We start from the raw sequence: 20207 nt of genomic DNA on the forward strand, positions 1-20207 counted from the left end.
AAAAGTAAGCGCCTAAAAGCAGGATGGGACAATCAATATCTGGAAAAATTAATCAAATTATGATGCGTTTGCCCTGAAAAGTACTGTTTTCAATTATGCTAATTTATTTTTTTAAAGTAGCTTCGTAATTCTCGCCTACCACTTTCCAATTGATAACAGTAAAAAACGCATCAATATAATTTTTTCGTTTGTATTGATAATCCAGATAATAAGCATGTTCCCAAACGTCTAAAGCCAAAATTGGCGTGCCTGGTATCAGTGCATTTCGCATCAAAGGATTGTCTTGATTGGCGGTGTTTGTAACCTGAAGTTTTCCGGATTTATCTACTACTAACCAAATCCAGCCAGACCCAAATTGTTTAGAAGCTTCGTCCTTGAACACGGTTTCAAAGTTGGTATAGGATCCAAAATCTTTTGTAATGGCTGCCGCCAAAGTGTCCTTGGGTTCGCCGCCAGATTTTGGTGCCATGCTTTTCCAAAAAAGCGAATGGTTGTAATAACCACCTGCATTATTGCGTAATTCGGTGTTGTTGAGATCTAATTTTGCCAGTACTTCCTCGATGGTTAAATTTTCCAGAGGCGTGCCTGCTAATGCTTTATTTAAGTTATTGGTATACGTTAAATAATGTTTAGAATAGTGCATCTCGAGCGCTACTGCTGATAGGTTTGGGGCTAGTGCATCATAGGTATAGGGCAATTTCTCTATTTGAAAGGCACCGTCAATTGCTTTGACATCATCGGGTACGCCTAAGTCTACTTTTTGCTCCACTGTAGGCAATGGAACTTCAACAACTTCGGTGTATTTTTTGTCATTACACGAAATGAAAAGCAGTAAAAAGATACTATTAAAGGCTAAAAAAACTATTTTTTTCATGCGATAACTATTTATTCAATATTGAATTTACGGTTGCTATATATTGCTTTTTGGCTTCACTGGGTTTCAAATGACTTATTTGGATCCAAGCATTGGTTTTGAACGCATCTCTTAAGTCAAAGTTTTCGGACTGGGTATAATTTGCCGTGCCAAAAGTGGCTTGTTTGTAAAAAGCATACAGTCGCAACATGACATCTTGCGGTAATGCTTGTGTCATGTTCGAAGCCTTCTCAAATGCTTCTTGGAATTGGATTTCTAATGCTTCTTCGGTCATACTTATTTAGTAGCAATTATGGTTTTGCCCCCAATTGCTTTTTGATTCAATACTACGTTAATAGGCGTTCCTATTGGTAGAAACAAATCTACTCTAGAACCAAATTTTATAAATCCTGCATCAGTACCTTGAACTACTTGCATGCCTTCCTCGGCGTAATTTACAATTCTGCGTGCCAAGGCTCCAGCAATTTGTCGGTATAATAGGGCACCAAATGTGGCGTTTTCGACCACAACGGTTGTTCTTTCGTTTTCTTCACTGGCTTTTGGATGCCAAGCTACCAAAAATTTGCCAGGGTGGTATTTACTAAATTTTACAACGCCACTCCAGCCATATCTAGTCACATGGACATTTATTGGCGACATGAAAATGGAGATTTGCAAACGCTTGTCTTTAAAATATTCCCCTTCGTACACCTCTTCAATAACCACTACTTTTCCGTCAACGGGCGCAAGTATTTGATTTTCGTTTTGGATTACAGTTCTTTTTGGGTTTCTAAAAAATTGCAGAATTACAATCAGTAGCAATAAAGCGAGTATTTGGATTCCTTTTTTGAGCCAAAAAGTATCGATAAAAGCATCGGACAAGAGAACAGTTATGGCGGTAAAAAATGTGCCTAATAAAATGCTTTGGGTTCCTTCTTTATGAAACATAGTTTAAAATTTGATAAAATAAAAATACAATTGGTGCTACAAATATAACACTATCTAGTCGATCTAGAATGCCTCCGTGACCTGGCATGATGATTCCGCTGTCTTTTACGCCTGCAATTCGCTTGAATTTGGATTCGATTAAATCGCCAATTGTGCCAAAAACCCCAACAATTAAAGCAATTATCATCCAAATAAAAGTTGCACCTTCGATGTAATATTTAGAAATTAAATAACTCGCCAGCACTGCAAATGCAATACCACCTATAAAACCTTCAATGGTTTTTTTGGGAGAAATGCGTTCAAAAAGTTTGTGTTTTCCAATAGATTTCCCCACAATATAAGCAAAGGTATCATTCGTCCAGATAAGCACAAATATGCTGATGATGATTTTTGGGTTATAGCCTTTTAAGCCATACGGAATTTTGGTAATAAGGATAAAAGGCAAAATAATATAGCCTATTAAATAAATGTATTTTGATACGGGACTTACCTTTTGAATATCGTCATCATATAAAAAAAAGAAACATTTTACGGATACTAAAAGCGTTAGGAAAAGCAAAAGTAAATCTTTGTTTTGACTGTAGCGAAGTTGAAATAACAGAGATTCGGTTTTGGTCGCAACGGCTATTTTATAAAAAAAAGCAAAAAGTCCAGTTGCTACAAGTAACGGAATTACTTTGTTTATTTCGACTAAATCGCAAAACTCCACTACTGCAATGAGCATAAAGAGACCAAAAAGAATGAAAAAACTTTCCGTCGAAAATTCTATAGCAGCTAGTAATAAAATAACATAGATGGCACCTGATATAGCTCTTTTGAGTGTTTCATTCATTTTAAAAATCTTCTAGTAGCAATAAGTATAAATTTTTTGCAGAACTTCCGTATTGGGTAAAATCCTCTTCTTTTGCTTTTTCAAAATATTTTATAGTCGTGATATTGGTAGGATAATCTCTTTCGTATTTCTTTTTTATAGCGGTTAAACCATCACTTTTTTCGGCAATAATTTGGCTGGTTTTTGCCATAACAATAATGTTTGTTGGCAATTCGTACGGTTTGTTTTGTTTGATTTGATTGGATGAAAATAATATAGAACCTTCGTCAGAAATAAGGCTTTCGCAACTTGCAAAAAGAAAAGCAGGTTTGCTAGGTTTGATAAAAGCAATTTTGTTTTCCTCGAGCATTGGGAATAATTTGGGCTCATAGCACAACGCTTCACTCTCGAACCAGTCGTTCTCTTCCAGAATATTTTCTAGCTGTTCTTTTACTTCTTGTATAGTTTCACAGTACAAAAATTTGCCCCCATTATTTTTAAAATTAAAAATAAATTGTTCGTCAATTGGTGCATTTCTATCGATAGCGGATTTACTCAATTCCTTTTCTTTATCGGCATCTGAACCGGGATTATTTGAACCAAAAAATTTTCTGAAAAGACTCATATTTTGCTACTATTCTTTATAAATTATACGAAAACGTCCAAAGATAAAAAAATCTTAATTCAAAAGTGGTTTTTGAATTAAGATTTTAAAATATTTTGAAAAATGCGTTTTTACGAAACTACTTCTTCTAGATTTTTGTCAAAGGTTCTTTTTCCGAAAATAGCTTCTAAATCGTCTTTGAAAATAACCTCTTTTTCAATTAAGATGTCCGCTAATTGATTTAATTTATCTTTGTTTTCTTCTAATATAGCAATCGCTCTTTGGTACTGACTTTCAATTAGTAATGATATTTCAGAGTCGATAATTTTGGCAGTTTCTTCAGAATATGGTTTGGAGAAACTATATTCACTTTGTCCGCTGGAATCATAATAGGTAACATTCCCAATTTTGTCATTCAAACCATAAATGGTCACCATGGCTCTCGCTTGTTTGGTCACTTTCTCTAAATCACTTAATGCTCCAGTCGAAATCCTGTCAAATGTTACTTTTTCGGCAGCTCTTCCACCCATTGTTGCACACATTTCGTCAAGCATTTGATCCGGACGCACGATTAAACGTTCTTCAGGCAAATACCATGCGGCACCTAAACTTTGCCCTCTAGGCACGATAGTTACTTTGATAAGTGGAGCAGCGTGTTCTAGCATCCAGCTTACGGTGGCATGACCTGCTTCGTGAATGGCAATTGCTTTTTTCTCCTCGGGAGTTACAATTTTATTTTTCTTTTCGAGACCGCCTACAATTCGATCTACAGCATCTAGGAAATCTTGTTTGTCAACTGCTTCTTTGTTGTTTCTAGCGGCAATCAAAGCAGCTTCGTTGCACACATTAGCAATATCAGCACCAGAGAACCCCGGAGTTTGTTTGGCCAAAAAGTCAGTATCCAATCCTTCAACTTTTTTCAAAGGCGCTAAATGTACTTTGAAAATTTCGGCACGCTCGCGAATGTCTGGTAAGTCTACAAAAATTTGTCTGTCAAAACGACCCGCACGCATCAAGGCTTTGTCTAATACATCGGCTCTGTTGGTCGCTGCTAGTACGATAACATTTGAATTGGTTCCAAAACCATCCATTTCGGTTAGCAATTGGTTCAAGGTATTTTCGCGTTCATCGTTACCGCCTGACATATTGCTTTTGCCTCTGGCTCTACCTACGGCATCAATTTCGTCAATAAAAATGATTGCAGGTGATTTCTCTTTGGCTTGTTTGAATAAATCTCTTACTCTGGAAGCACCAACACCTACGAACATTTCAACAAAATCTGATCCTGATAACGAGAAAAAAGGAACTTGTGCTTCACCAGCTACGGCTTTTGCCAATAATGTTTTTCCTGTTCCTGGAGGACCAACGAGTAAGGCGCCTTTTGGTATTTTTCCACCAAGATTGGTGTACTTTTCGGGATTTTTGAGGAATTCTACAATTTCTTGTATTTCTTCTTTCGCTCCTTCAAGACCAGCCACATCTTTGAAAGTAGTTTTGATATCGGTTTTTTCGTCAAAAAGTTTTGCTTTTGATTTGCCAATGTTAAAGAGTTGGCCACCGCCACCGCCACCGCCAGACATCTTACGCATGATGAAAATCCATACGCCAATGATGATGATTATGGGCAAAAAGTTTAATAATAATCCTGTAAAATCGCTTTTTTGTTTAAAATCAAAATCACCCAAAATATGCTTGCTTTTGGCTGCTTCTAATTTTTTTTCTAGGTTTTGAATGTCTCCTATTTCTAGTGTATAATGTGGCCCTTTATTGGGTCTGTCAAATACGTCTTTGGCTACTTTCTTGTTAGAAGGGTCTTTCAACGCAGCGGCATTCAGGAATACTTCGGCTTCGGATTTGTTGTAAATGATTACGTTTTCTATTTGTCCTTTTTCTAAAATATCATTAAATTTAGAAGAGGTCAATTGAGCAGGTTCTTCAAAATTTGATCCGCCTGTTGCAAAGCTAATCACTAGAAAAACCAATAGTATTGCGGTGTAAATTAACCAAGGACTTATTTTAAATTTATTCGAATTTGGATTATTCTCTTTAGCCATTAGAAGGTTGTTTCTTTAATATTTGTTTTCGATTTTAGTAATTTTGGCATCTCCCCAAAGACTCTCGATGTTGTAGTATTCTCGAATGTGTTTTTGGAAAACGTGTACTACTATGTGTACGTAATCCATGAGGACCCACTCTGCATTATCCGTTCCTTCAACATGCCAAGGCTTGTCTTTTAATTCTTTTGAAACCGTTTTTTGGATGGAGTTTACAATGGCATTTACCTGTGTATTTGAGTTTCCACTGCAAATGATAAAATAGTCACATACTGCAGTATCAATTTCTCTTAAATCTAGAATATCGATATCATTTCCTTTTACTTCTTCAATTCCCTTTATGATATTCGCTAGTAGAATGTCATTATTTATAGTCTTTTTCGCCATGAATTATTTTTATATAAGTTTGTAAAGTTACCATTTTTTGTGATTATTTTTGAACCTTAACATAATATTAAATTATGTTTATAAAAAACAGTACATGAAGCTAATCAAACTCGATGCCATAGATTCTACCAATGATTTTCTGAAAGGACTATTGAGCAACACGACAGTCGAGAATTTAACGGTTGTAACCGCCGAAACGCAAACAAAAGGCAAGGGGCAAATGGGGACGGTGTGGGAATCTGAATCGGGTAAAAACTTAATAATGAGTCTTTTGATTAAGGATTTATTAGGTGGTATTAATCAGATTTTTTATCTTAATATGATGGTTGCGCTTGCTGTTATTGAAGTTCTTGAAAAGGAAAAGATACCTGATTTAAGTATAAAATGGCCTAACGACATTATGTCATACCACAAGAAAATAGGTGGCATCTTGATAGAAAATAGTATAAAAAGTGATGGAACTATTTTTTCGGTTGTTGGTTTAGGGTTAAATGTGAACCAAACTAATTTTGATTTGCTACCAAATGCGTCTTCATTGGCGCTGGTTTGCAACCGTTTTTTTGACAAAGAGCAATTGCTTTCGTTGATTTTTGAAAGCATTCAAAATAGAATAGCGGTGTTTAATCCGCTTGAATTGCAAAATTCGTATACCAAAGCATTATTTAAAAGAGGTATTCCAATGCCTTTCTCGGATTCCAAGCAACAAAAATTTATGGGAATTATTCAAGGCGTTGCAGCAAGTGGTATGCTTCAAATTCTTCTTGAGGATGATTCTATCGCAGAATTCAATATCAAGGAGGTTCAACTGTTGTATTAATACCAAAAAATAAGTGTATAAAAAAATGTTTATCCTAGGAAATAATTCCAAGGATAAACATTTCATAATTTTAAAACTGTTGGTTTTACTACTACAATTTGGTCATATTTGTGGCCAATGTTTCTATAAATTTCCCAATAGGCCCTTTGATCATCATAGCCATCATGGGGTTGAATTCGCCCTCAAAATCTAGCTTTACGGCACAGCTATCATTTGCAATAGCATCAATATTGGCCACTAGTGTAAAAGGTAATTTATCGCTTGCAGCACCCAATACGATTTTGCTTGGGGCTATTTTTTCTTTCATTTTAAGTTTTATTTCTGGCATTCCTTTTAAACCAAAAATAAACGCATCGTCACCAATTACTTCAAATTTGGCAATGTTTTCGGGCATTAGTTTCTCGAAATTTTTTACGTCGCTCAATAAATCAAATAATTCTTGAGCTGATTTTTCGACAGTAACTTTGGGACTTTCTAAATTCATTATTTTTTGTTTTTTTATCGGAAATGCTTCGCCAGTTCGCCTTTTAGGCTCGGGTCAAAATAGTATCAAAATCTAAAATTAATTTCCCCAAGTGGAAGGAATTGCGTTCCATTCTCTCAAAGTAGCTTCTTCCTTTTCGGTAATGTATTTTTTGGCAACGGCCAAATTGATTAAATTTTGATAATTACTTAACGTGAATAAATCAACATTTGCATTTTTGAAATTTTGCTCTGCCACTTCAAACCCATAGGTGAATATGGCTGCCATTCCTTTGATATTGGCTCCTGCTTCTTTCAAGGCTTCTACGGCAAGCAAGCTGCTATTTCCAGTGCTAATTAAATCTTCTACCACAACAACGTTTTGTCCTTTTTGCAAAAAACCTTCTACCTGATTTTGTCGACCGTGTTTTTTGGGTTCTGGCCGCACATAGACAAAGGGTAATCCCATGCTTTCGGCAACGAGCATCCCAATACCTATGGCACCGGTTGCAACGCCGGCAATCACATCTGGTTTTCCAAATTGTTTTTCAATGTTTTTAGAAAATTCATCTCGCACGTAATTCCGTATGGCTGGAAATGAGAGAATTAGTCGGTTATCACAATAAATAGGTGATTTCCATCCCGAAGCCCATGTAAAAGGATTTCCTGGATTCAATTTAATTGCATTTATTTGCAAAAGCAATTCGGCTGTTTTTTCGGCTGTATCTTTATTAAAAATCATAATACAAATGTATAAAGTTTTTGTTAACGACAAACCACTTTTTTTAACTAATGAAATCTCGAAAGAGACAGATTTTCAGTTGTTTTTACTTGAAAGTATTGATATTGAACAACTTATAGTTAAAATATTTCAAAATAAAATTCAAAAAGCCTATCTTTATCATCCTGATGAAAAGGAAATAATGAAGACTTTGAAGGCCAAAATACCGGTTAATAAAGCTGGAGGTGGCTTTGTTTATAATAAAAATGGCGAAGTTTTATTTATTTTTAGAAACGGAAAATGGGATTTGCCCAAAGGCGGTATCGAAAAAGGAGAAGAAATTGAAGCCACCGCCATGCGAGAAGTGGAGGAGGAAACGGGGGTAAACGAACTTACTATCACCAAAAAGCTCCAAAAAACCTATCATATTTTTAGACGTAACGGAAAATACAAACTCAAAATTACCCATTGGTTTGAAATGCAATCTACTTTTGAAGGCATTCCACAAGGGCAATTGGAAGAAGGAATAGAGAAAGTTGCTTGGCTCAAACCCAGCGAAATTCCGGAAGCACTCAAAAACTCGTATGAAAACATAAAATTATTGTTCGAAGAAGAGCACCTTTTGAAATAGCCCTTTTTTTTAATTCAAAATTCATTAGTCAAAATTCAGAATTCATTTACCTTTGCAAAATGAATCAGAAACACCATTCCAACAATATACTACTCAATTTAGGTATCGAAAGCCTAAACGAAATGCAAGAAGTAGCACAAGACGCCATTTTAAACGACAATAATGTGCTCTTACTTTCGCCTACAGGTTCTGGAAAAACACTCGCTTTTCTATTGCCTGTTCTAGAAATGTTGCAACCTGAAATCCTTTCGGTACAATGTTTAATTCTAGTTCCTTCAAGAGAATTGGGCTTGCAAATTGAGCAAGTTTGGAAAAAAATGGGAACCAATTATAAAGTGAATGTTTGTTACGGTGGTCATTCTATTGATACCGAAATCAAAAATTTGAGTAATCCACCAGCCGTTTTAATAGGTACTCCAGGACGAATTGCAGATCATATTGATAGAAATACCTTTCGTATTGATAAAATTCAAACCTTAATTTTGGATGAATTTGATAAATCATTGCAACTGGGGTTTCATGAACAAATGTCGTTTATCATTGGGAAATTGACCAAATTGAACAAGCGCGTTTTGGTTTCGGCCACTTCAGATATTGAGATTCCAAGATATACTAGAGTCGTTAATCCTACGATTTTGGATTTTATCCCAGAACACAAAGAAGAATCGAATCTTACGACCAAGTTAGTCGTTTCTAAAGAAAAAGACAAAAGAGGTAGTTTGTTCAGCCTGATTTGTTCCTTAAAATCACAATCGGCTATTGTTTTTTGCAACCATCGTGATGCTGCTGAACGCATTAGTGATACCTTGAACGAAAAAGGAATTTACGCCACTTATTATCATGGCGGTATGGATCAGGACGAGCGTGAACGTGCGTTAATCCAGTTTAGAAATGGAAGTATGAGTTACTTAATCACCACCGATTTGGCAGCTCGTGGTCTCGATATTCCCGAAATGAAGCACGTAATTCATTACCATTTGCCAACAAAACTTGACGAATTCACCCATAGGAATGGCCGTACAGCCCGAATGCTTTCCTCGGGAACGGCGTATATAATTGCTCATGAAAGCGAAAAAAAAGCAGATTATATTGATTACGGAATGCCAGTTCTAAAAATTGAAAACACTACTACATTGCCCAAACCGCCAGAATTTCAAACTATTTACATCAGCGGTGGCAAGAAGAATAAATTGAACAAAATAGATATTGTTGGGTTCTTTTCTCAAAAAGGGAATCTTGAGAAAGGCGATTTAGGATTGATCGAAGTAAAGGATTTTATCTCTTTTGCGGCAGTAAAATTCAATAAAGTAAAAGATTTATTACTGGCCATCAAAGATGAAAAAATGAAAGGGAAAAAATTCAAAATAGAAGTAGCCCGAAAAGTAATTAAGAAAGAAGAGGAGTAAAATAGCATAAAAAAATGCAGTAGTACTTGTTTATCAAGTAGTACTGCATTAAGATAAAATAGATTCTTATATGATTTCGGCACTCAAACCCGCTTCTAATAACTGGGTGCATTGCGGTTTTAGTTTGTCATAGGGTCCCGTTTTTACAGTACATTTCCCGTTGTAATGCACAATCAAAGCGCATTGTTCCGCTTGTTCAGGAGTATGATTGCAGACTCTAATTAAAGTTGCTATAACGTGGTCAAAAGTATTTACATCATCATTATACACGATGATTTCGTTATTCAAAGCGGTACTTTCTTTGCGACTAACTCGTTCTCTAACTTTTTCCTTTGTACTCATTTGAAATGGTTTTGTGTGTTGCAATTCAAGCAACTAATTTACATATTTTAAGGAAACCCAATTGTTTCTTTGAAATTTTTTAACATAAGTCAGCCCTTTTGCTACACAAGAAGCATCGATATAGGGGATGTCTTCTTCATAAAAACCGCTTAATAATAATGTTCCTTTTGGATTCAAGCAATCCACATAACGTTGCATGTCGTTCAATAAAATATTTCGGTTGATATTGGCAATAATCAAATCGTATTTTTTATCTTGTAGCAAGGCAGCATCGCCTTCATAAACGGTAATGTATTGGCAATTATTTCGTGCTGCATTTTCGATTGAATTCAAGTAGCACCAGTTGTCAATGTCAATGGCATCAATAGGTTGGGCTCCTTTCATTTCGGCAAGAATGGCAAGGATTGCGGTGCCACAGCCCATATCCAATGTTTTCATCCCCGTCACATTAATTTCTAATAAATGCTGAATCATCATGTGTGTTGTTTCGTGATGACCAGTTCCAAAACTCATTTTTGGTTCGATTACGATATCAAATTCGGCATTAGTTTGAGGGTGAAAAGGGGCACGAACATGGCAGTTTCCGTCTACATCTATTGCCTCAAAATTCTTTTCCCATTCCTCATTCCAGTTGACTTGTTCGATTTCTTCAAAAGAATAATCAATAACAAATTCCTCCGATTTCAAGATTTGAATGTCTTCTAAAATCATCTCATCCCACAAGTCCTTTTGTACAAAAGCCGAAATACCCGTTTCGGTTTCGGTAAAACTTTCAAAAGCTTTTTCGCCCAATTGTGCAATTAATATTTCCGATCCCAGTTCTTTTGGTGTTATGGTAAAATGATAGCCTATGTAAATGTTTGACATGTGTTTTTTTGCAAAGGTAGTAATCACGGGGCAATCCTTTATATATTTCAATAACTATTTTGGGAAATGGGAGGCATAGGAAATAGGATTTATTTTATGTCTGATGATATTTCTTCGCAAGAATAATTTTAAATAATGATACATACATAAACTTTGCATATGATTAGTATAAAATATATAAATAATTGTTAATGAATAAAATGTATGAACTTTGCATCGATAAATAAATTTAATAAAAATGAAAAACAAATTAATTAAAACAGTGATGTTGTTAGCGGGTACTTGTTTATTTGTATCGTGTAAATTGGGTGCAACTCTAGAAAATCCGAAAGCGAAAATTAAATCTGAAAGTATGATTGGACATATTACTACTAAAGAGGAGCGCGATTTGTTGACACCCGACCTTGTATTGCAGGATTTTAAAGCGGGGAATGAGCGCTTTAAAAATAGTATTTTTACTAATCGTGTTCATTCAGAAGAAATTAGAAAAGCAGCTACGGATGGACAATTCCCTAAAGCTATGGTTTTAAGTTGTTTGGATAGTAGAGTTCCAGTCGAAGACGTTTTTGATCAAGGTATAGGTGATGTTTTTGTGGGTAGAGTAGCGGGAAATTTTGTTAATACCGATTTATTAGGAAGCATAGAGTTTGCTTGTAAAGTAGCAGGAGCAAAACTGATTATTGTTATGGGGCATCAACATTGCGGTGCCATTAAAGGAGCGATTGATGATGTTCATCTTGGCAATATTACATCGATGCTTGCTAACTTAAAGCCAGCTGTAAAAATGAGTCAAAATTTTCAGGGAGAAAAAAGCTCTAAAAATGAAGCTTTTGTTAAATTAGTAGCACAAAATAACATTAAATATACGATTGATCAAATAGTTGCAAATAGTGAAATATTGAGAACTATGAAAAATAATGGAGAAATAAAAATAGTTGGGGCTTTTTACACATTACGCACTGGAAATTTGGAATTTTTAGAATAAGAATTTTAGCTTCACTTTAAATTATAAACCTCCTTGTTTGCGGATTGTTTTATAATGAAAAGTAGCTTTTCGTAAAAAAAGAGTCTCATTTTAAGTTAAAAAAAGCGGTACGAAATTTTTCGTACCGCTTTTATTATAAAGACAAAAATGCTTATTAGATAGCGGTAATAATAGCAACAAAATCTTTGGCATTAAGTGCTGCTCCTCCTATTAAACCTCCGTCTACGTCTGGTTTTGAGAATATTTCTTTGGCGTTATCTGGTTTTACACTTCCTCCGTAAAGAATAGTTACGTCTTCGGCGATGTCGCTTCCAAAAGCTTTACGAACGGTTTCTCTAATGAATTCGTGCATGTCTTGTGCTTGTTCTGGCGAAGCTGTTTCTCCAGTTCCAATTGCCCAAACGGGTTCGTATGCCAAAACAACTTTTTCCCAAGCTGTATTTTCAATGTGGAATAATCCATCTTTTAATTGGTTTTCAACAATGTTGAAATGATTTCCAGATTGACGGTCTTTTAATTCTTCGCCAAAGCAAAAAATCACTGTCATATCGTGTTTCAAAGCCGTATTTACTTTGCTTGCAATCAAGCCATCAGTTTCGTTAAAAATCGCTCTGCGCTCTGAATGTCCAAGAATCACAGTGTTTACTCCAATTCCTGTAAGCATATCAGCCGAAATTTCACCTGTAAAAGCACCACTTTCTGCTTGGTGAACATTTTGTGCAGCTACAATAATAGCCGTAAATTCTAAATGATCTACTGCTGATGCCAAGTTCACAAATGTAGGCGCTACTATAACTTGCGCTATTGTTTCGGTTGGGATTTGTGCTATTAATTCGTTTAATAAATCTTCTGTTTGTTCTGCATTTTTATGCATTTTCCAGTTTCCTGCTACAATCTTCTTTCTCATTTTAGTTGTATTTATATTTAAGGTATTCGTGTTTCTATTTTTTAGCAAAATTGCCTTTTGTATGGCTATTGTACGTTTTTAAGCGTTTGATTTATTTTGTCAAAATCGGTTTCGATAGCTCGGTACAAAACAATTTTTCCAGTTTTGTCAATTATAATGTATCTCGGAATCCAATCTAAATCAATAGCGGTTCCAAAAACGCCTTTCATTTGGTCATTGGCCATATAATGATCGCCTTTCAATTCGTGTTTTTCGATACCCATTTTCCATTTATCGGCAGTTTTGTCCATAGAAATAAAGACATAATCTACGTTAGGATTATTGGCTTGAAGTGCTTTTATTTTGGGCATAGCTTTTACGCAATCTCCACACCACGACGCCCAAACTTCGATAACGAGTGTTTTTCCTTGGTGTTTTTTTATAACATCCTGAAAAGCAACTTGATTACCATCGATAGTCAATAGTGTTTCGGACAAAGCCGTAGGAGCGAATGCTGTTTTCTGTTGCGCATTGGTACACGAAAAAGCAGCAAAAGCAAGTACTAAAACGATTATTTTTTTCATGATTTTATTTTTACAAATTTAATTAAAGTATTTTAACTACTGATTTACAATTATGTTGCTTTGGTTGTTTATTTGTTATAAAACATTGACAATAACGATATAGTTAATAAGTAAGATTTTCAATTTTTTTTCGCATTGTTTTTTTAATCTACATCTGGAATAACGCCGTATTCTTTTTACGGAATCTTTATGACATAGATTCCTGTTGTCGTATTTTGCTCGTACGCTGCCTTTGTAATCTTGATTTGATTGTATTCGGTATAGTTGCATTGATTGCTACTCACTCGGCTGGCATCAACATATAAAGCAAAAATGGTTTTGTCTTGAATTGAAATTACATAATTTATTTTTTCAGTTTTCCATCCAATACTGCTGATGCTAAATGCGTTTAGTCCGTTCTCGGATAGGAATGTGTATGGGATTTTTGTGTTAGTTGCTAGATCGGTGATAACTATTTGATTGGCTAGATACGTCCCATTTGTAAAAAGATTTTCTCCTGTATTCTTGTTTACCATTTCAAATATAAAAGGACTTGGAGGTGTAAAACAAGCAATGTGGTTGCTCTCTGTTGTACATGCGCTAAAAGTAGGTATCAAAATGAGAGCTAAAAAGGCATAAAATAGTTTCATAACTAGTTTTTTTAAAATTTTAAATCATCGCTATCATTATAATGTACTTTTTGCAAAATGGTTCCTTTTTCTAGCAATACAATGCTTGGATTGGCTCTTTCGATGGTTTTTAAAGCGGTTCCATCGCAAAAATAGAAGTCAAAGGTAAATCCAAATTCTTTTTTGGTTGCTGCCATTTGGTCTGGTGACGAAGCGGTCATTCCTATTACTTTGTATCCTTTTGCGGCAGCAGTTTGTTTCAACTTTTCGAGTTTGACCAGTCCTTTTTTGTTGGCTGTAGCCAAATCATAGGCCACAAAAATCATCAATTTAGGGGCGTCCAGAAATTCATCTTTGTAATCAGTTCCGTCTTTTTCCATCACAAAATCATGAATAGGAGGGACGTAACCCTCGGTAATAACTTTGTCTTTTCGTTCTACAAAGGCAGCTCCCGGTGGAATTTTGTCTAATGTTTTATCTGTAAACTCTTTGTCAACGCCGTTTACTTTGTAAACAAAAATCATTTCTACGACACTTTTTGGGGCATTATCAGGAATTCGCATTCCTTTTTGAATATTGTTTCCTACTTGATACGGACGAAAATCTTTTAGTGGCAAATGGTTCAAAACCCAATAGCCCATAAATCCACACAGGATGATACTTGCCAGCGACAAACCATTTTGAATGGTATTTGCAAACAACGGTTTTACCAATTTTTTATTTAAAAAGAGAATTAATATAAAAACCAATAAAACCACATCTTTCGTAAAGGATTGCCAAGGCGTTAAATGCAAAGCGTCCCCAAAACAGCCGCAATCCTTAACCACATCAAAATAGGCGGAGTAAAAAGTCAAGAACGTAAACATGACAATGAGTAGTAGCAAACTCCAAATTGTGAATTTTGATTTAAAACCAATGAGCAACATCACGCCCAAAACCACTTCGAGAATTACCAAAAACAAGGCTATCTCCAATGCAAATGGTTCGAAAAAAGGCATATTAAAAACAGGTTCACTAAAATATTCAGCTAGTTTATAGGAAAATCCTAACGGATCATTGAGCTTTATTAGTCCAGAAATAATAAATAAAATTCCAACAAAAATGCGGGAGAATTGGGTAAGGATGTTTTTCATATTGTATTTTTTAGTAGGTAGTTTTAAAAATCAAAAATCAAATAAATTCCAAAATTTAATTTTTTAAATTCAAAATGGGATACTTTAAAGACAAAAGACAAAAGACAAAAGAAAAAAGACAAAAGACAAATTTCAAATAAATTCCAAAATTCAATTTTTTAAATTCGAAATGAAATGCTTTGAAAAAATAAATTTCAAATTTAATACTTGTTTTTTGAAGTATAAATTTACTTCTACTATTTTACACTCCTATTTTCGAATTTTAAAACTTGTAATTTATTTGAATTTTGTCTTTTGTTTTTTGAAATTTTCTGCTAGTTTCAAATTTTTTCTACCTTTAAGTTTTGATTTATTTTAATGTAATTTAAGTTGATTTTTCTATAATCGCCGACATTATTTTTTTTAATTCATCGGATTCTTGAATGTGTTTGTTGATTTCGGTTTCAAATTCTGGATTTGTTGCTTTGATAATTTTCAACCAATAACTACTTTCTTTAGCCTCTTTTCTACAAATTTTTACTCGGAAACAAAAATCTTTTTTGCTCAAGGATTCATTTGCTTCAATATAATTAGCACCAACCGAACCTGATGAACGAACTAATTGTTTGGCATCTTCAATATTTGAAATTGTTCTCGGAAGTTTTTTTAAAAATAATCGGCAAGCAATAGCAAATTTTAATGTTCGGTCTTCTAAATCATATATTTTTTCACTCATAAAATAGTTTATTTATACTTTCGAATTTTAAATTTTTAAGTTTTTTAAATTTCACTCCAGTGTTTCGAATTTTAAAACTTGTAATTTATTTGAATTTTGTTTTTTGTTTTTTGTTTTTTGTTTTTTGTTTTTTGAATTTCTCTCCTAGTTTTAAATTTTAAAGTTTACTTTTCTTCTCCATCAAAATTAATGCAAAAACCGAGTAATTAATCATGTCCTGATAATTCGCATCAATTCCTTCTGAAACTAATGTTTTGCCTTTATTATCTTCAATTTGCTTGACACGAAGCAATTTTTGCAAAATCAAATCAGTCAAGGAACTCACACGCATTTCGCGCCACGCCTCGCCGTAATCATGGTTTTTATTTTCCATTAATTCCTTGGTAAGCTGGATTTTAGCATCGTATAATTCGCTGGCTTTGGCAAGGTTTAAATCCGGTTGATCCACGACACCCAATTCCAATTGAATCAATGCCATAATCGAATAATTGATAATGCCAATGAATTCGCCCGTTTCATCTTCGTCGATTTTACGGATTTCATTTTCCTGTAAGCTTCTGATTCGTTGTGCTTTGATGTAGATTTGATCCGTCAAAGAAGGCAATCTCAAAATGCGCCACGCACAACCATAATCTTTCATTTTATTGACATAAAGTGCTCTACAAATGGCAATAATACTGTCGTATTCTTGTGAAGTATTCTTCATTTAATGGGGTATATTTGTGTAAATTTGCTCAAAAATAAGGTTTTTTTTTCATTCTAGCCCATCGTTTAAAATCAAGCAGGGCGTTCGCTTTTAAAACAATTGTAAATGAAAAAGAAAATACACCAACTAGTCACAAATTTTAAAACCAAAATAATGCTGTTTGATTGCACAAATTCAAAAATCAGTGTAATTTCATTCCTTTTAAGGTATTGAAATCAGTGACCCGAGCGATAGTCGAATAGGCGAAGCAATCTGTGGAAGTATTTTTAAAAGCGAATGCCCTTAAAATCAAGTGACAAGAATCTTTTTTTTAAATTTAATGAAATCAAGCGATAATTTACACATTTATTATGACTATCAATTGCAATGGCAAATTACTAGATTTAGCAACTCCCAAAGTCATGGGGATTTTGAATGTTACACCCAACTCTTTTTTTGACGGAGGAAGGTATAAAAACGAAACTGAATTGCAATTTCGTATCGAGAAAATCCTTTCGGAAGGAGCTTCCATTATAGATATTGGTGCGTATTCGAGCAAACCAAATGCTGATTTTGTTACCCAAGCCGAGGAGTTGGAAAGGATTCTTCCCGTGGTACAATTGGTTTTGAAAATCAATCCCAATGCCATTGTTTCTATCGATACTTTTCGGGCTGAAGTGGTCAGAGTTTGTATCGAAAATGGTGCGGCTATCATCAATGATATTTCGGCAGGAAATCTCGACCCAAAAATGCTGGAAATCGTTGCAAAATATCAAGTTCCGTATGTCATGATGCACATGAAAGGAACGCCCCAAACCATGCAAACGCTCACTCATTATGACGATTTGATTAAAGAAATGCTTTTTTATTTCTCGGAACGAGTTGCCACAGCACGTAGTTTTGGCATCAACGATTTGATTGTAGATCCTGGATTTGGCTTTGCCAAGACATTGGATCAAAATTATGAAATTTTGCGGCAACTGGAGGTTTTTCAAGTATTGGATTTGCCTGTTTTAGCTGGCGTTTCTAGAAAGTCAATGATTTATAAAACGGTACAGACCACAGCGGCAGACGCATTGAACGGTACTACGGTTTTGAACACGGTTGCATTGATCAAAGGAGCTAAACTTCTTCGGGTTCACGATGTAAAAGAAGCCGTAGAATGTGTTACTTTGTATAATAAACTCCATTCGAAATTATGAAATACTTGTTATTGATTCCCTTTTTTGTTTTGATTTCCTGCGGCAATAAAGAAGCTATTTTGCTGCCAAAATCCAATGTCACAATCGTTTCTAACGTGGAGGATCATTCCCCAATTTATATTTTTTTTAGAAACAACGCCAAGGATACTTTGGCAGCCGTAAACCGAAAAAACGAAATCATATCGACCAATTGGATTTTTAATATCGATAAACGTTTGCCGTTGCGATTAGTGCTTCCCGAAGTTATGAAATTACAAGAAAAAAAGCGAAATGAAGTCGCTCACAAAAACGAATTGGCTCAAAACTATTATTCCTACGCCGATAGTTTGCACAAAAATTTGGCGTTTATACCGTTTACTGATGTGGTGTATAAAATGGAGAAACCGTCTACTTTTGAAAGTTTTATATACTTTCAAAAAAATGGATTTGTGAAGATTAATAATACTATTTATTCTAATACTCAATTATCAAAATTGAATGATTTATTTATAGAACACGAATGTGAAATTGTTTTTTCATTTGATAAAAATGTGTCTTTTGGCGAATATATTCAAGACAAAATTTTGATTGACAAATTAGTTGTCCAAAAGAAGGGAATTTGGATAAATCATAAAAAAGAATTTATCTATTAAATTTACTGATGATGATAGGGTTCGTTTTTCAAAATAGTAAAAGCACGGTACACTTGTTCAATAAAAAACAACCGCACCATTTGATGTGAAAACGTCATTAGCGACAGCGAAATTTTGCCATTTGCTTTGGCATAAACCGTTTCCGAAAAACCATAAGGCCCTCCAATTACAAATACCAAAGTCTTTACTCCAGAATTCATTTTCTTTTGCAATTCGGTAGAAAAACCAACGCTGGAGAAATTTTTTCCGTTTTCATCCAAAAGAATTAGTTGATCCGTGGGTGTTATTTTTGCAAGAATCAATTCGCCTTCTTTCTCTTTTTGTTGACTTTCGGATAGGTTTTTTACGTTTTTGATGTCGGGAATAACGTCCAAATCAAACTTGATATAAAACGATAACCGCTTGGTGTAATCGTCAAGTAAGGATTGTAGTGCTTTATTATCGGTTTTGCCTATGGCGATGAGTTTGATATTCATGTTTTACTAAAAGGTGCAAAAGTATTGTTTTTACTGCTTTTCCGAAAAAAAAATACCCGTAAAAATCGGTTTAGGAATGTTACGGGTGTTGTCTTTAAAGAATTTTAGACTATGCTTTTTCTTTTTCGAATTTATTGATTACTTCTTGGTAATAGTTAAAAGTAGTTTTAGCAATGGATTCCCAGCTAAATTGTTTCAAAACACGTTCTCTTCCCGCTTTTCCCATACGTAAAGCAAGGCCTTCGTCGTCTAACAAAATGTTGATTTTGGCAGCAAAATCTTTTTGAAAAGCATCCGGATTTGCTGGATTAAAATCGGTTCTCGAAACACTTTCGAGCGGCACTAAATAGCCTGTTTGCCCTTCTACAATAATTTCGGGAATACCACCTACAAAACTTCCTACTACAGGCGTTTCGCAAGCCATGGCCTCGAGATTAATAATTCCAAATGGTTCGTATAACGACGGACAAGCAAATACGCGAGCGTGGCTGTATAAGACTTTTATTTTTTCACGAGGCAGCATTTCTGAAATCAAAATCACACCATCTCTTTCGGCTTTTAGCGCAGCGATTAGCGCTTCGGTTTCGGCGGCAATTTCTGGGGTGTCAGGTGCTCCTGCACAGAGAACGATTTGGCAGTTTTTATTAAAATGTTTGGCCGCTGCTATGAGTTGCGAAATCCCTTTTTGACGGGTAATCCTGCCCACAAAAAGGACAAATGGAACTTCTGGATCAATACCATATTCGTGTAGCAAAGCGGCATCAAAAGTAGGTTGGTAGAATTCAGGATCAATACCGTTATGAATCACAGTCACCTTTTCGGGGGCAACTCCGTAGGCCTCAATCACGTCGTGTTTCATTTGTTCGCTTACAGCAATAACACCATCAGCAGTGGTGTAGGCTTGCTGCTCAATCCATCGGGACAAAAAGTAGCCATTTCCTAATTGTTCTACTTTCCAAGGGCGGTGTGTTTCTAAACTATGGGTTGTCAAAATAAGGGGGACTTGAAGCAATTCCCGAGAGAAAACACCGGCTAAATGAGTGTACCAAGTGTGGCAATGAATAATATCCGCATCGGGTGTGGCTTGCGCCATTTCGACATTTTTGCTCAAGTTATGAAACATTTTGATGTGCGAATTGTTTGGATCTTCCATTTTGGTCAAGGAAGACGTAATGCCTAGAACGTGCATATTCGACATGTTTTGGGATTGAGAGCCAAAACATCTCACTTCTACTGAACCTAATTTGGCTAATTCTTGACTCAAAAAATCAATGTGTACACCAGCGCCACCATAGATATTGGGTGGGAATTCATTGCTAAAAAGGGCTATTTTCATTTGGATTCGGTTTTATATTTTGAAGTAAAAAAGTTTATAGTAAAGATTTACTATAAACTTAT

25 protein-coding genes are annotated in these 20207 nt (G+C 35.0%); 6 read left to right on the forward strand and 19 right to left on the reverse strand.

The window, feature by feature from the left end; translation table 11 throughout:
- Positions 1-103: 103 nt before the first annotated feature.
- From FNW21_RS14785 to rsfS, 7 genes are all read right to left on the reverse strand, one after another.
- Positions 104-874 (reverse strand): superoxide dismutase, encoded by a 771-nt coding sequence (locus tag FNW21_RS14785; protein WP_144257527.1) that lies wholly within the window; start codon positions 872-874, stop codon positions 104-106.
- Between the two features lie 7 nt (positions 875-881).
- Positions 882-1148 (reverse strand): acyl-CoA-binding protein, encoded by a 267-nt coding sequence (locus FNW21_RS14790; RefSeq protein ID WP_144257528.1) that lies wholly within the window; start codon positions 1146-1148, stop codon positions 882-884.
- 2 nt (positions 1149-1150) lie between these two features.
- Complete coding sequence (locus FNW21_RS14795; RefSeq protein WP_144257529.1) at positions 1151-1801, reverse strand: phosphatidylserine decarboxylase family protein; 651 nt, start codon at positions 1799-1801, stop codon at positions 1151-1153.
- A complete protein-coding gene (locus tag FNW21_RS14800) occupies positions 1791-2633 on the reverse strand; it encodes a phosphatidate cytidylyltransferase (RefSeq protein WP_144257530.1) in 843 nt (280 codons plus the stop codon). Before FNW21_RS14800 ends, FNW21_RS14795 begins: the two co-directional genes overlap by 11 nt.
- A 1-nt stretch (position 2634) precedes the next feature.
- Positions 2635-3237 (reverse strand): LUD domain-containing protein, encoded by a 603-nt coding sequence (locus FNW21_RS14805; RefSeq protein WP_144257531.1) that lies wholly within the window; start codon positions 3235-3237, stop codon positions 2635-2637.
- Between the two features lie 110 nt (positions 3238-3347).
- Positions 3348-5270 (reverse strand): ATP-dependent zinc metalloprotease FtsH, encoded by a 1923-nt coding sequence (gene ftsH / locus FNW21_RS14810; protein ID WP_144257532.1) that lies wholly within the window; start codon positions 5268-5270, stop codon positions 3348-3350.
- Positions 5271-5285: 15 nt separating this feature from the next.
- Positions 5286-5657 carry a ribosome silencing factor gene (gene rsfS, locus FNW21_RS14815; protein ID WP_144257533.1) on the reverse strand — a complete coding sequence of 124 codons (372 nt, stop codon included), beginning with the start codon at positions 5655-5657 and terminating at the stop codon, positions 5286-5288.
- 94 nt (positions 5658-5751) lie between these two features.
- Between rsfS and FNW21_RS14820 the strand changes: the two genes are divergently transcribed.
- The gene (locus FNW21_RS14820; protein ID WP_144257534.1) at positions 5752-6474 is read left to right on the forward strand and encodes a biotin--[acetyl-CoA-carboxylase] ligase; all 723 of its coding nucleotides are present in this window, start codon (positions 5752-5754) and stop codon (positions 6472-6474) included.
- 91 nt (positions 6475-6565) lie between these two features.
- Here FNW21_RS14820 and FNW21_RS14825 read toward each other — a convergent pair whose 3' ends face one another.
- On the reverse strand, positions 6566-6958 hold the full coding sequence (locus FNW21_RS14825) for an SRPBCC family protein (protein WP_144257535.1): 393 nt from the start codon (positions 6956-6958) through the stop codon (positions 6566-6568).
- 78 nt (positions 6959-7036) lie between these two features.
- A complete protein-coding gene (gene pyrE, locus FNW21_RS14830; protein WP_144257536.1) occupies positions 7037-7678 on the reverse strand; it encodes an orotate phosphoribosyltransferase in 642 nt (213 codons plus the stop codon).
- 7 nt (positions 7679-7685) lie between these two features.
- Here pyrE and FNW21_RS14835 point away from each other — a divergent pair, with 7 nt between their 5' ends.
- Both FNW21_RS14835 and FNW21_RS14840 read left to right on the forward strand, forming a co-directional pair.
- Positions 7686-8288: an NUDIX hydrolase gene (locus FNW21_RS14835; protein ID WP_144257537.1), complete on the forward strand. Its 603-nt coding sequence runs from the start codon at positions 7686-7688 to the stop codon at positions 8286-8288.
- A 59-nt stretch (positions 8289-8347) separates the two neighbouring features.
- On the forward strand, positions 8348-9694 hold the full coding sequence (locus FNW21_RS14840; protein WP_144257538.1) for a DEAD/DEAH box helicase: 1347 nt from the start codon (positions 8348-8350) through the stop codon (positions 9692-9694).
- 66 nt (positions 9695-9760) lie between these two features.
- Here the strand turns inward: FNW21_RS14840 and FNW21_RS14845 are convergent, their stop codons facing one another.
- Both FNW21_RS14845 and prmA read right to left on the reverse strand, forming a co-directional pair.
- On the reverse strand, positions 9761-10036 hold the full coding sequence (locus FNW21_RS14845) for an ATP-dependent Clp protease adaptor ClpS (RefSeq protein WP_144257539.1): 276 nt from the start codon (positions 10034-10036) through the stop codon (positions 9761-9763).
- A gap of 33 nt (positions 10037-10069) precedes the next feature.
- The gene (gene prmA / locus FNW21_RS14850) at positions 10070-10903 is read right to left on the reverse strand and encodes a 50S ribosomal protein L11 methyltransferase (RefSeq protein ID WP_144257540.1); all 834 of its coding nucleotides are present in this window, start codon (positions 10901-10903) and stop codon (positions 10070-10072) included.
- 238 nt (positions 10904-11141) lie between these two features.
- Here prmA and FNW21_RS14855 point away from each other — a divergent pair, with 238 nt between their 5' ends.
- Complete coding sequence (locus FNW21_RS14855) at positions 11142-11888, forward strand: carbonic anhydrase family protein (RefSeq protein ID WP_144257541.1); 747 nt, start codon at positions 11142-11144, stop codon at positions 11886-11888.
- Between the two features lie 154 nt (positions 11889-12042).
- On the opposite strand, the gene tpiA is transcribed toward FNW21_RS14855, so the two are convergent.
- The 6 genes from tpiA to FNW21_RS14885 form a co-directional block, all read right to left on the reverse strand.
- On the reverse strand, positions 12043-12795 hold the full coding sequence (gene tpiA / locus FNW21_RS14860; RefSeq protein WP_144257542.1) for a triose-phosphate isomerase: 753 nt from the start codon (positions 12793-12795) through the stop codon (positions 12043-12045).
- 65 nt (positions 12796-12860) lie between these two features.
- Entirely contained in the window at positions 12861-13358 is a 498-nt protein-coding gene (locus tag FNW21_RS14865) for a TlpA family protein disulfide reductase (protein ID WP_144257543.1), read from the reverse strand.
- Positions 13359-13534: 176 nt separating this feature from the next.
- The gene (locus FNW21_RS14870; RefSeq protein ID WP_144257544.1) at positions 13535-13987 is read right to left on the reverse strand and encodes a hypothetical protein; all 453 of its coding nucleotides are present in this window, start codon (positions 13985-13987) and stop codon (positions 13535-13537) included.
- An 11-nt stretch (positions 13988-13998) separates the two neighbouring features.
- Entirely contained in the window at positions 13999-15099 is a 1101-nt protein-coding gene (locus FNW21_RS14875; RefSeq protein WP_144257545.1) for a BT_3928 family protein, read from the reverse strand.
- A 364-nt stretch (positions 15100-15463) separates the two neighbouring features.
- Positions 15464-15814 carry a four helix bundle protein gene (locus FNW21_RS14880; RefSeq protein ID WP_144257546.1) on the reverse strand — a complete coding sequence of 117 codons (351 nt, stop codon included), beginning with the start codon at positions 15812-15814 and terminating at the stop codon, positions 15464-15466.
- A gap of 157 nt (positions 15815-15971) precedes the next feature.
- On the reverse strand, positions 15972-16520 hold the full coding sequence (locus tag FNW21_RS14885; RefSeq protein ID WP_144257547.1) for a DUF1599 domain-containing protein: 549 nt from the start codon (positions 16518-16520) through the stop codon (positions 15972-15974).
- A gap of 350 nt (positions 16521-16870) precedes the next feature.
- On the opposite strand from FNW21_RS14885, the gene folP reads away from it, so the two are divergent.
- Positions 16871-17701: a dihydropteroate synthase gene (gene folP / locus FNW21_RS14890; protein ID WP_144257548.1), complete on the forward strand. Its 831-nt coding sequence runs from the start codon at positions 16871-16873 to the stop codon at positions 17699-17701.
- A complete protein-coding gene (locus FNW21_RS14895) occupies positions 17698-18333 on the forward strand; it encodes a hypothetical protein (protein WP_144257549.1) in 636 nt (211 codons plus the stop codon). The genes folP and FNW21_RS14895 overlap by 4 nt, the downstream gene beginning before the upstream one ends.
- A gap of 2 nt (positions 18334-18335) precedes the next feature.
- Here the strand turns inward: FNW21_RS14895 and rlmH are convergent, their stop codons facing one another.
- Together rlmH and glgA are read right to left on the reverse strand one after the other, a co-directional pair.
- Positions 18336-18809: a 23S rRNA (pseudouridine(1915)-N(3))-methyltransferase RlmH gene (rlmH, locus tag FNW21_RS14900; protein WP_144257550.1), complete on the reverse strand. Its 474-nt coding sequence runs from the start codon at positions 18807-18809 to the stop codon at positions 18336-18338.
- A gap of 109 nt (positions 18810-18918) precedes the next feature.
- Positions 18919-20145: a glycogen synthase gene (gene glgA / locus FNW21_RS14905; protein ID WP_144257551.1), complete on the reverse strand. Its 1227-nt coding sequence runs from the start codon at positions 20143-20145 to the stop codon at positions 18919-18921.
- Positions 20146-20207 lie beyond the last annotated feature (62 nt).

Origin of the sequence: Flavobacterium restrictum (genome assembly GCF_007097245.1) — a bacterium.
Lineage (GTDB): Bacteria > Bacteroidota > Bacteroidia > Flavobacteriales > Flavobacteriaceae > Flavobacterium > Flavobacterium restrictum.

What these genes read in the sequence shown, in the direction of transcription:
- FNW21_RS14785 (WP_144257527.1), bottom strand. Translation starts at nt 874, where the DNA reads ATGAAAAAAATAGTTTTTTTAGCCTTTAATAGTATCTTTTTACTGCTT.
- FNW21_RS14790 (WP_144257528.1), bottom strand. Translation starts at nt 1,148, where the DNA reads ATGACCGAAGAAGCATTAGAAATCCAATTCCAAGAAGCATTTGAGAAG.
- FNW21_RS14795 (WP_144257529.1), bottom strand. Translation starts at nt 1,801, where the DNA reads ATGTTTCATAAAGAAGGAACCCAAAGCATTTTATTAGGCACATTTTTT.
- FNW21_RS14800 (WP_144257530.1), bottom strand. Translation starts at nt 2,633, where the DNA reads ATGAATGAAACACTCAAAAGAGCTATATCAGGTGCCATCTATGTTATT.
- FNW21_RS14805 (WP_144257531.1), bottom strand. Translation starts at nt 3,237, where the DNA reads ATGAGTCTTTTCAGAAAATTTTTTGGTTCAAATAATCCCGGTTCAGAT.
- ftsH (WP_144257532.1), bottom strand. Translation starts at nt 5,270, where the DNA reads ATGGCTAAAGAGAATAATCCAAATTCGAATAAATTTAAAATAAGTCCT.
- rsfS (WP_144257533.1), bottom strand. Translation starts at nt 5,657, where the DNA reads ATGGCGAAAAAGACTATAAATAATGACATTCTACTAGCGAATATCATA.
- FNW21_RS14820 (WP_144257534.1), top strand. Translation starts at nt 5,752, where the DNA reads ATGAAGCTAATCAAACTCGATGCCATAGATTCTACCAATGATTTTCTG.
- FNW21_RS14825 (WP_144257535.1), bottom strand. Translation starts at nt 6,958, where the DNA reads ATGAATTTAGAAAGTCCCAAAGTTACTGTCGAAAAATCAGCTCAAGAA.
- pyrE (WP_144257536.1), bottom strand. Translation starts at nt 7,678, where the DNA reads ATGATTTTTAATAAAGATACAGCCGAAAAAACAGCCGAATTGCTTTTG.
- FNW21_RS14835 (WP_144257537.1), top strand. Translation starts at nt 7,686, where the DNA reads ATGTATAAAGTTTTTGTTAACGACAAACCACTTTTTTTAACTAATGAA.
- FNW21_RS14840 (WP_144257538.1), top strand. Translation starts at nt 8,348, where the DNA reads ATGAATCAGAAACACCATTCCAACAATATACTACTCAATTTAGGTATC.
- FNW21_RS14845 (WP_144257539.1), bottom strand. Translation starts at nt 10,036, where the DNA reads ATGAGTACAAAGGAAAAAGTTAGAGAACGAGTTAGTCGCAAAGAAAGT.
- prmA (WP_144257540.1), bottom strand. Translation starts at nt 10,903, where the DNA reads ATGTCAAACATTTACATAGGCTATCATTTTACCATAACACCAAAAGAA.
- FNW21_RS14855 (WP_144257541.1), top strand. Translation starts at nt 11,142, where the DNA reads ATGAAAAACAAATTAATTAAAACAGTGATGTTGTTAGCGGGTACTTGT.
- tpiA (WP_144257542.1), bottom strand. Translation starts at nt 12,795, where the DNA reads ATGAGAAAGAAGATTGTAGCAGGAAACTGGAAAATGCATAAAAATGCA.
- FNW21_RS14865 (WP_144257543.1), bottom strand. Translation starts at nt 13,358, where the DNA reads ATGAAAAAAATAATCGTTTTAGTACTTGCTTTTGCTGCTTTTTCGTGT.
- FNW21_RS14870 (WP_144257544.1), bottom strand. Translation starts at nt 13,987, where the DNA reads ATGAAACTATTTTATGCCTTTTTAGCTCTCATTTTGATACCTACTTTT.
- FNW21_RS14875 (WP_144257545.1), bottom strand. Translation starts at nt 15,099, where the DNA reads ATGAAAAACATCCTTACCCAATTCTCCCGCATTTTTGTTGGAATTTTA.
- FNW21_RS14880 (WP_144257546.1), bottom strand. Translation starts at nt 15,814, where the DNA reads ATGAGTGAAAAAATATATGATTTAGAAGACCGAACATTAAAATTTGCT.
- FNW21_RS14885 (WP_144257547.1), bottom strand. Translation starts at nt 16,520, where the DNA reads ATGAAGAATACTTCACAAGAATACGACAGTATTATTGCCATTTGTAGA.
- folP (WP_144257548.1), top strand. Translation starts at nt 16,871, where the DNA reads ATGACTATCAATTGCAATGGCAAATTACTAGATTTAGCAACTCCCAAA.
- FNW21_RS14895 (WP_144257549.1), top strand. Translation starts at nt 17,698, where the DNA reads ATGAAATACTTGTTATTGATTCCCTTTTTTGTTTTGATTTCCTGCGGC.
- rlmH (WP_144257550.1), bottom strand. Translation starts at nt 18,809, where the DNA reads ATGAATATCAAACTCATCGCCATAGGCAAAACCGATAATAAAGCACTA.
- glgA (WP_144257551.1), bottom strand. Translation starts at nt 20,145, where the DNA reads ATGAAAATAGCCCTTTTTAGCAATGAATTCCCACCCAATATCTATGGT.